A 7,961-nucleotide genomic window follows, 5' to 3' on the forward strand; every position below is an offset into this window, starting at 1 on the left:
GAATCTCCGACGGGGCCGCGCACCTGCTGCACGGGCCAAAAAGAATCTCCGACGGGGCCACGCACCTGCTGCATGGACCAAAAAGAATCTCCGACGGGGCCAAACTATTAATTTTCACTATAAAATAGCAAGCAACATGAAACCTATTAAGCAAATCAATGGAACATTGAGTTCGAAATTCTCACTCGGCCTGCATGCGACTTGCAAATTCGGCTTTACAACATGATCTTGAAGACAGCACCGGCCAAGATCCTCCTTGAAGCTGCTGATATCGCCCTGTGGAAGGCGGGTATCGACACAGAGAGTGAGGTGGCCCGAGAGACGACGGCCTCGGAAGAGACGGCGCGACTCGTGCAAAAGGACCGGGAGCGCGATCGTCTCGTTACGGCCATCTTCGACGAGATTCGGCAGGCCGCCAAATCGCCCATTCCGACTCGTGCCGAAGCCGGTCGCAAACTCAAACTCATTGTCGACACGTATGCCGGCTTGCAACGGGAGACGCTTGGCGAGGAAACGGCTCATATTACCGGACTGCTGACGGATTTGGCCAAACCCGCCGCCTTAGCCAATATCAATGTGCTTGCTCTTGCTCCGCTTATTAATTTATTGCGCAAGGCCAACAGCGAGTTTGATGTCATCCGCACGCAGCGTGCCCAGGTGAAAGCCGCCGACACGTTGCCCACCGGGGCTGCCGTTCGCAAGAAAAACGATGAAACGACAGCTGTTATTTTTCGGCATATCGAGGTGGCCTATATGATGGCTGCCAATGATGCTGATCGCAAGATCGCTTCTGATCTCATCGACAAACTGAATCGGATTATCAACGAATCCAAGACCAGTTATAATGAAAGCACGGCGCAGAAGAAGAGAAAAGACGGCGAGAAAAAGCCCTCGACCAGCAAGAAGGCGGTGGAAAAATTGCTCCCGGCCTTTGAACAGGAAAATGGTTTTGCTCCCGGCACGCTTTCGATCACCGGCAAAACGGCGAAAGACGAAGATGGCACGAAACTCTATGAACTGAAATCCGCCAGCGGCGACTCGATTTGGGTGAAGGTCGAGGATGGGAAGCTGGTGAAAGTGGAAAAGGCGAGTTAAAGTGGGGAAATGTGAAAGAGTGAATTAGACCGGAGAAAACCGGGAAGGGTGAAAAGATGGCTGACGCTGTCTTTTCACTCTTTTGCTTTATTTGGACTGGGCGGCGCACATTTCGGCGCATCGCTCTCCGTCGATGGCAGCCGACACGATTCCGCCGGCATATCCGGCACCTTCGCCGCAAGGGTAGAGGCCACGGAGCCGCACGTGTTGCAAGGTTGCCGGATTGCGCAAGATGCGGACGGGCGACGATGTGCGTGTCTCTACGGCTATGAGCACAGCATCATTGGTGAGAAAACCGTGACTCATGGCACCGAATTTTTTGAATCCTCCTGTAATCTTTGCGTGATCTGTGGCGGTAACCAGAAGTGCAACGGACTCGAAATCAATCCCGGGGCATAACTGCTCCGTGGCAAATCGTAACTCAGTCGGCCGTTGACGAAATCGGCCATGCGTTGTGCCGGGGCTGTCTGTTGCATGTTGCCCTGTTGCCAACAGGTTTGTTCGATTTCTTCCTGGAAGTGCATCATTCTCAGAACGGCATTTCCGGGAACATCTTCGGGCCGCAATTCGACCACCATCCCTGCATTGCTCCACTGCGTTCCGCGGTTGCTCGGACTCATCCCGTTGACAACGAGCTGCCGCGGACCTGTCGCCGCAGGAATCACAAAGCCGCCGGGACACATGCAGAATGAATAGACGCCGCGGCCGTCTATCTGCGTCACAAAACTGTATTCGGCTGCGGGCAGATAGCGTCCGCGGCCTTTCGGGTTGTGGTATTGTATTTGGTCGATCAGTGCCGATGGATGTTCCAAGCGCACGCCTATGGCCAATCCTTTGGCTTCGAGTTCGACTCCCGCATCGTCGAGATAACGATAGATGTCGCGAGCGCTGTGGCCGGTGGCCAAGATAACAGGTCCTCGGAACGTGCGTTCGGCTCCTGTGACCAAATCGACAGCTTCAACGCCGACAACATTCGCATCGTCTTCTATCATCAATGCCGTCACTTTGGTTTGGAAATGCACTTCGCCGCCACTGCGCAAAATCGTGTTGCGGATGTTCTCAATGACTTTCGGTAATTTGTCTGTCCCGATATGGGGATGTGCATCGGATAAAATGGAGGTTGATGCCCCGTGTTGGCAAAACACATGGAGAATCTTTTCGATATTTCCGCGCTTCTTACTGCGGGTGTAAAGTTTGCCATCCGAGTAAGCGCCTGCTCCCCCTCCCCGAAACAATAATTGCTGTCGGCATCCACGTTTTGTGTCTTGGTGATGGCCGACAAGTCTTTTTTGCGGTCGTGCACATTTTTCCCTCGCTCTAAGACAATAGGTTTCAGTCCTAACTCGATCAGTCTAAGGGCGGCAAACAGACCGCCAGGGCCTGCCCCGACAACGATCACGCGGGGACGTGAAGAAATGTCTCCGTATTCTATATGCTTAAATTCGTCGTCCTGCGGAAACTCATTGATATAGATTCTCACTTTCAAATTGACAAAGATCATGCGCTGTCGGGCATCAATGCTTCGTTTCAACACGCGCACATGCTTGATGGTTCGGGCATCCAACCCTTTGTCTTGGGCAATAAATTCTATGATTGACGACTCAGAGACTGCTTGCTGTGGCAATACCCTTAACTGAAATTCCTGTATCATTGCGCTGCTTTTATGAGGTGGCATAAGCACCCGCTTGTCAGTATTTTGGCACAAAATTACGCATTTAGCAGTTAAAAAGATTGGATAAAGATATATTTCTTCGTACTTTTGCGACGTGTCACCAAACATTCATAAACATTTAAACTGAATGAAAGTTTTGAAATTTGGCGGAACCTCTGTCGGTTCCGTGGAGAGTGTTTTAACTTTAAAACAGATCGTTGAGCATGAAGCTCAGAAACAACCAGTCGTCATTGTGGTCAGCGCTTTGGGCGGAATTACAGACAAATTGTTGGCTACTGCCCAACTGGCCAAACATGGGAACGAGCATTGGAAAAACGACTTTGATGCCATCGCAGACAGACATCACCGGATGATCAACACAATCATCACAGACGATCAAGCCCGAGAAGAGTTGTCGCAAACTGTGGACGCCTTGCTGGAACAGTTGCGCAGCATTTATTTCGGCGTGTTTCTCATCCACGATTTGAGCGAGAAGACACAGAATGCCATCGTCAGTTATGGCGAGAGATTAAGTTCCCAAATCGTCGCAACACTCATAACAGGCGCTCAATGGTTTGACGCCTGCCAATTTATCAAGACCGAAAGAGAAAACGAGAAACACAAATTAGACACCGAACTAACCAACAACTTGGTGCGCAAGACATTTGTCGACCTCCCCCGCATTTCATTGGTTCCGGGATTCATCAGTCGCGACAAAAACACCGATGAGATCACGAATCTCGGGCGCGGCGGTAGCGATTACACTGCCGCCATTATCGCAGCCGCCCTCGATGCAGAGGTTTTAGAGATTTGGACGGATGTCGACGGTTTTATGACGGCTGATCCACGCGTCATCAAAACGGCTTACACGATCAACGAACTCAGCTATATCGAGGCGATGGAACTTTGCAATTTCGGAGCCAAAGTGATCTATCCGCCGACGATTTATCCGTTTGTGTGAAGAATATTCCGATCAAAGTCAAAAACACTTTCAATCCCGAGAACAAAGGGACTGTCATCAAGAGTAAGATTGACGATGACCGGAAGCCCATCAAAGGCATATCCAGTATCAGCGGAACAACATTGATCACGGTTACAGGTCTGTCAATGGTGGGCGTCAGAGGAGTCAATCGCCGCATCTTTACGACACTGGCCGACAATGGGATCTCTGCTTTTATGGTGGCCCAGACATCGTCGGAAAACTCCACATCCATCGGTATTCGAGATGAAGATGCAGCAAAAGCTGTCCGCGTTTTAAATGCTGAATATGCGCGAGAGATCGAAACCGGCGCGATGTTTCCGATGCATGCAGAGGGCGGATTGGCCACCATCGCCATCGTTGGAGAGAATATGAAGCACACGCCGGGCATCGCCGGCAAACTCTTCGGGACGTTGGGGCGCAGCGGAATCAGTGTTATCGCCTGTGCACAAGGTGCTTCGGAGACCAATATCTCATTTGTCATCGACGGCCAATATCTGCGAAAAGCGCTCAACGTCATACACGATTCGTTTTTCCTTTCCGAATACAAGGTGCTGAATCTGTTCGTTTGCGGTGTCGGAACCGTAGGCGGCAAACTTATCGAACAAATCAAATCACAATACGAGGAACTGAAAGAGCACTCGCGGTTGAAATTGAATGTGGTGGGAATAGCCAGTTCCAAGAATGCCATTTACAACCGCGACGGCATCGATTTGGCGCATTACAAAGACCAACTCAAATTATCCGAGAACAGCACGCCCGATCAATTGCGCGAGCATATCATCGGAATGAACATCTTCAACAGCGTTTTCGTGGATTGCACAGCCAGCAAAGAGATTGCCGCACTCTATCAATCGCTTCTCGAACACAATGTCAGTGTCATTGCAGCTAATAAGATAGCAGCTTCATCTGATTATCAAGATTATCTCAAACTGAAGCAAACCGCATTGTCAAGGGGCGTAAAATTCCGTTTTGAAACGAATGTCGGAGCTGGTCTTCCGATCATCGGCACCATCAACGATCTGAGAAATTCGGGCGACAGAATATTGAAGATCGAAGCCGTTTTGAGCGGGACGCTAAACTATATCTTCAATAGTCTGTCGGCAGAACTGCCTTTTTCTGAAGTTGTCAAACGCGCAAAGGAAGAAGGATTCAGCGAACCTGATCCGCGTATCGATCTCAGCGGTATCGACGTCATCCGCAAATTGGTGATCCTGACGCGTGAAGCGGGCTATCCCATCGAGCAAAGTGATGTGGAGAAACACCTCTTCCTGCCCGATGATTACTTCAAAGGCACGCTTGAAATGTTCTGGAAACGGCTGCCCGAACTGAATCAATCGTTTGAAGAAAAACGAAAAAGACTCGAACAAGCTGGCAAGCATTGGCGTTTCGTTGCAACGATGGATCACGGTCAAACGAGCGTCTCCTTACAGGAAGTGGACCAGAATCATCCTTTCTATAACCTGGAAGGATCCAACAACATCGTGCTGCTGACAACCGAAAGATACAAGGAATATCCGATGCAAATCCAAGGATACGGAGCCGGAGCGAGTGTAACGGCTGCCGGAGTATTTGCCAATATCATGTCGATTGCTAATATCTAATCGGGTGTGAAACGAAGACTCGTTTCACACCTCCATCTTTCCATAATTTCAATTACATGTATTTCGCACGCTGATTAACGGTTTATGGCACGCCAACTAACCGTTAATCGTCGCGCAACAAGTACTATCGTGTTTGTCAACAAGTACTATCGTGTTGAGTGAAAAGTACTATCGTGTTGGACAACAAGTACTATCGTGTTAAGCAACAAGTACTATCGTGTTGAGCGAATCCAATTTTACACGGGAGTAAATTCAATTTTACACGGGAGTAAATTTAGATTTACACCCGTGTAACTAACTTAAAACATTTTGATAGCCATTGCAAGGCCTATCCTCAAAGAGATTGATGTCTTGGTCTGCAATGCCTTTGAATGCACGACCGATTATTATACCAACGAAACCGAGACGACGTTATTGAAATCATTCTTAGGCTTTCCCGGCGACACAAAAGGCTATTGATGGGATGAGACAAAGTTTATAATTCATAAACCATCATTGGTTTGTTATCCCACTACAACTGTTGTCCAGCCGTGCCGGTCTTCCTCAATACCATATTGAATGGCACGGAGATGGTTATAAAGTTTGGTGGAGATGGGGCCTGGCTTGCCGTCTTTACTAAACGTGTAACGCACTCCTGTGTCGAGATCATCGATGTAAGAAATAGGCGAAATAACGGCAGCCGTTCCGCAGGCACCAGCTTCTTCAAAGCTACTCAACTCTTCTTCGGGAACGGGTCTACACTCAACTTTCATCCCGATGTCTGTCGCTATCTGCATCAAACTCTTATTGGTGATGCTCGGAAGAATGCTTGTCGATCTCGGCGTGATATAAGTATTGTTCTTGATACCAAAGAAATTGCTGCGCCACATTCGTCTATATACTTCTTTTCTTTAGCATCCAGGTAGAATTCGCTGACATATCCCTTCTCGTGTGCAATGGAATTGGCCCGCAAACTGGCTGCATAGTTTCCGCCAACTTTATACATTCCCGTGCCGAGCGGTGCCGAACGGTCATAGTCGCGAATGATAACGTAAGGATTGGCAGCGAATCCTCCCTTAAAGTATGGCCCCACAGGAGTAACGAAAACGAGGAAAATGAACTCCTCGGAAGGCCTTACGCCCACATGTGCAGAGGTGCCGATGAGCAACGGACGGATGTAAAGCGTGGCGCCACTCTCGTAGGTCGGCACATAGTCTTGATTCAAACGGACCGCCTTTGTCACCATTTCCTCAAACAGTTTGGTCGGCACTTCGGGCATCATGATGCCCCGACTGGTGGCCTGTAAACGTGTTGCGTTTTCGTTCATGCGGAATAGTCGGATCTTGCCATCAGGACAACGATAGGCTTTCAATCCTTCAAAGGCTTCCTGTCCGTAATGTAAACAGATGGCAGCCATATGCAGTTTGAGGTATTCGTCGGAACAAACCTCAGGCTCACCCCATCTTCCGTTACGATAGTAACAGCGTATGTTGTAATCTGTCGGCAAGTAACCGAAAGACAGATTAGCCCAGTCTAAATCCTTCATTTTTATCTTTTGATTTTAAATATCTAATTGTATAATCTTCTGCAAAAGTACGAAAAAAAAGTGTGATTAAGTATGAGACGCCCGCTAAAAAAGTGTACGGGCACAGTCTTTGATTGATTTTCGGATCGAGAGAGACCATTGCTCTGCAAGGGATTCGTATTTGTTTGAAAACCAATAGTATATCACTAGTTTTGCAACTAATGGTTAGTTGCACTGCGTTTAACGGTTAGTTCAACCGTAATTAACTGTTAGTGGCGACGCGATAAGATGCTTTTTGTTTTGGATTTTATCATCATTCGATGGACGGCTTATTTGTAGCGGGCGTTTGGCAAATGATGACCAGATAGGGAATAAACAAAAAGACCGACGAACTAAGTCCGTCGGTCAATCTCTCATTTTTCAGTTCGAGCTGATTACATAGCAGCAGCAGAGTCAGCAGCAGCTGAATCAACAGCCATAGAATCACTTGCCATTGAATCAACAGCAACAGTGTCAGAGTCTGCGTTTGCAGCAGGAGCTGCTGTTTTGTTACCACAAGATGCGAAAGAGATCGCTGCAATTGCTACGAACGTTAAAACTAATTTCTTCATTTCTTCTTTGCTTTTTTAATCTGTAAAACAATCATTTGTTTATTAAAACGATGCAAAGGTAAGTATTTTTTTGATACGAAACTCATTTTTATCTCACTTTTTTTGCTTCACGTTGTAACATTTCTCTAAGTGCTTGATATATAGAACGATATGGTCATTAAATAATTGTTAAAGTTTTGATAGGCATAATTTTCGAGTCTGTTCGCCGTTATCTTTCAAACAATTATCGTACCTTTGCAGGAGGAATTTCGGTTGGCAACAAAGCGACTTGATTCATTTGCGAGTTGGAAATTTAGCAAATCGATGCAGGAATATCCCTGGTTGCTCGTCTACTTGTTCATTTGTCAACTCTATATATAATAAGGTGTAAAGGATGATTGATACTTCTGCTTTTCAGAACAAGACAGCAGCATATTTCACATTAGGATGTAAACTCAATTTCTCAGAGACTTCAACGTTCGGGCAGATGCTCCAAAATATGGGTGTGCGAACTGCTCGTAAGGGTGAGCATGCCGAT

The 7,961-nt window shown here is 47.6% G+C and carries 4 protein-coding genes and 4 pseudogenes; 5 read left to right on the plus strand and 3 right to left on the minus strand.

Features of this window, described 5'->3' with window-relative positions:
- Both JCM12259_RS17455 and JCM12259_RS15455 read left to right on the plus strand, forming a co-directional pair.
- Nucleotides 1-226 (plus strand): hypothetical protein (locus JCM12259_RS17455; RefSeq protein WP_234396613.1); only part of this gene is annotated, 226 nt, incomplete at its 5' end.
- Between the two features lie 2 nt (nt 227-228).
- Nucleotides 229-1,095, plus strand: a complete 867-nt coding sequence (locus JCM12259_RS15455) for a DUF6261 family protein (protein WP_148299629.1) — start codon at nt 229-231, stop codon at nt 1,093-1,095.
- Between the two features lie 87 nt (nt 1,096-1,182).
- On the opposite strand, the pseudogene JCM12259_RS15460 reads toward JCM12259_RS15455, so the two are convergent.
- Nucleotides 1,183-2,746 (minus strand): annotated as a pseudogene (locus tag JCM12259_RS15460) (NAD(P)/FAD-dependent oxidoreductase).
- Between the two features lie 148 nt (nt 2,747-2,894).
- Between JCM12259_RS15460 and thrA the strand changes: the two are divergent.
- Nucleotides 2,895-5,329, plus strand: a pseudogene (gene thrA / locus JCM12259_RS15465) (bifunctional aspartate kinase/homoserine dehydrogenase I).
- A gap of 309 nt (nt 5,330-5,638) precedes the next feature.
- Nucleotides 5,639-5,788 (plus strand): hypothetical protein, encoded by a 150-nt coding sequence (locus JCM12259_RS16825; protein ID WP_156409608.1) that lies wholly within the window; start codon nt 5,639-5,641, stop codon nt 5,786-5,788.
- A 44-nt stretch (nt 5,789-5,832) separates the two neighbouring features.
- On the opposite strand, the pseudogene JCM12259_RS15470 reads toward JCM12259_RS16825, so the two are convergent.
- Both JCM12259_RS15470 and JCM12259_RS17880 read right to left on the minus strand, forming a co-directional pair.
- Nucleotides 5,833-6,854, minus strand: a pseudogene (locus JCM12259_RS15470) (branched-chain amino acid aminotransferase).
- Between the two features lie 413 nt (nt 6,855-7,267).
- The gene (locus JCM12259_RS17880; protein ID WP_441294695.1) at nt 7,268-7,444 is read right to left on the minus strand and encodes a PG1828 family lipoprotein; all 177 of its coding nucleotides are present in this window, start codon (nt 7,442-7,444) and stop codon (nt 7,268-7,270) included.
- A gap of 373 nt (nt 7,445-7,817) precedes the next feature.
- On the opposite strand from JCM12259_RS17880, the pseudogene JCM12259_RS16610 reads away from it, so the two are divergent.
- Nucleotides 7,818-7,961 (plus strand): annotated as a pseudogene (locus JCM12259_RS16610) (tRNA (N(6)-L-threonylcarbamoyladenosine(37)-C(2))-methylthiotransferase MtaB); the annotation flags it as partial.

The organism is Hoylesella enoeca JCM 12259, assembly GCF_000613405.1.
GTDB classification, from domain to species: domain Bacteria; phylum Bacteroidota; class Bacteroidia; order Bacteroidales; family Bacteroidaceae; genus Prevotella; species Prevotella enoeca.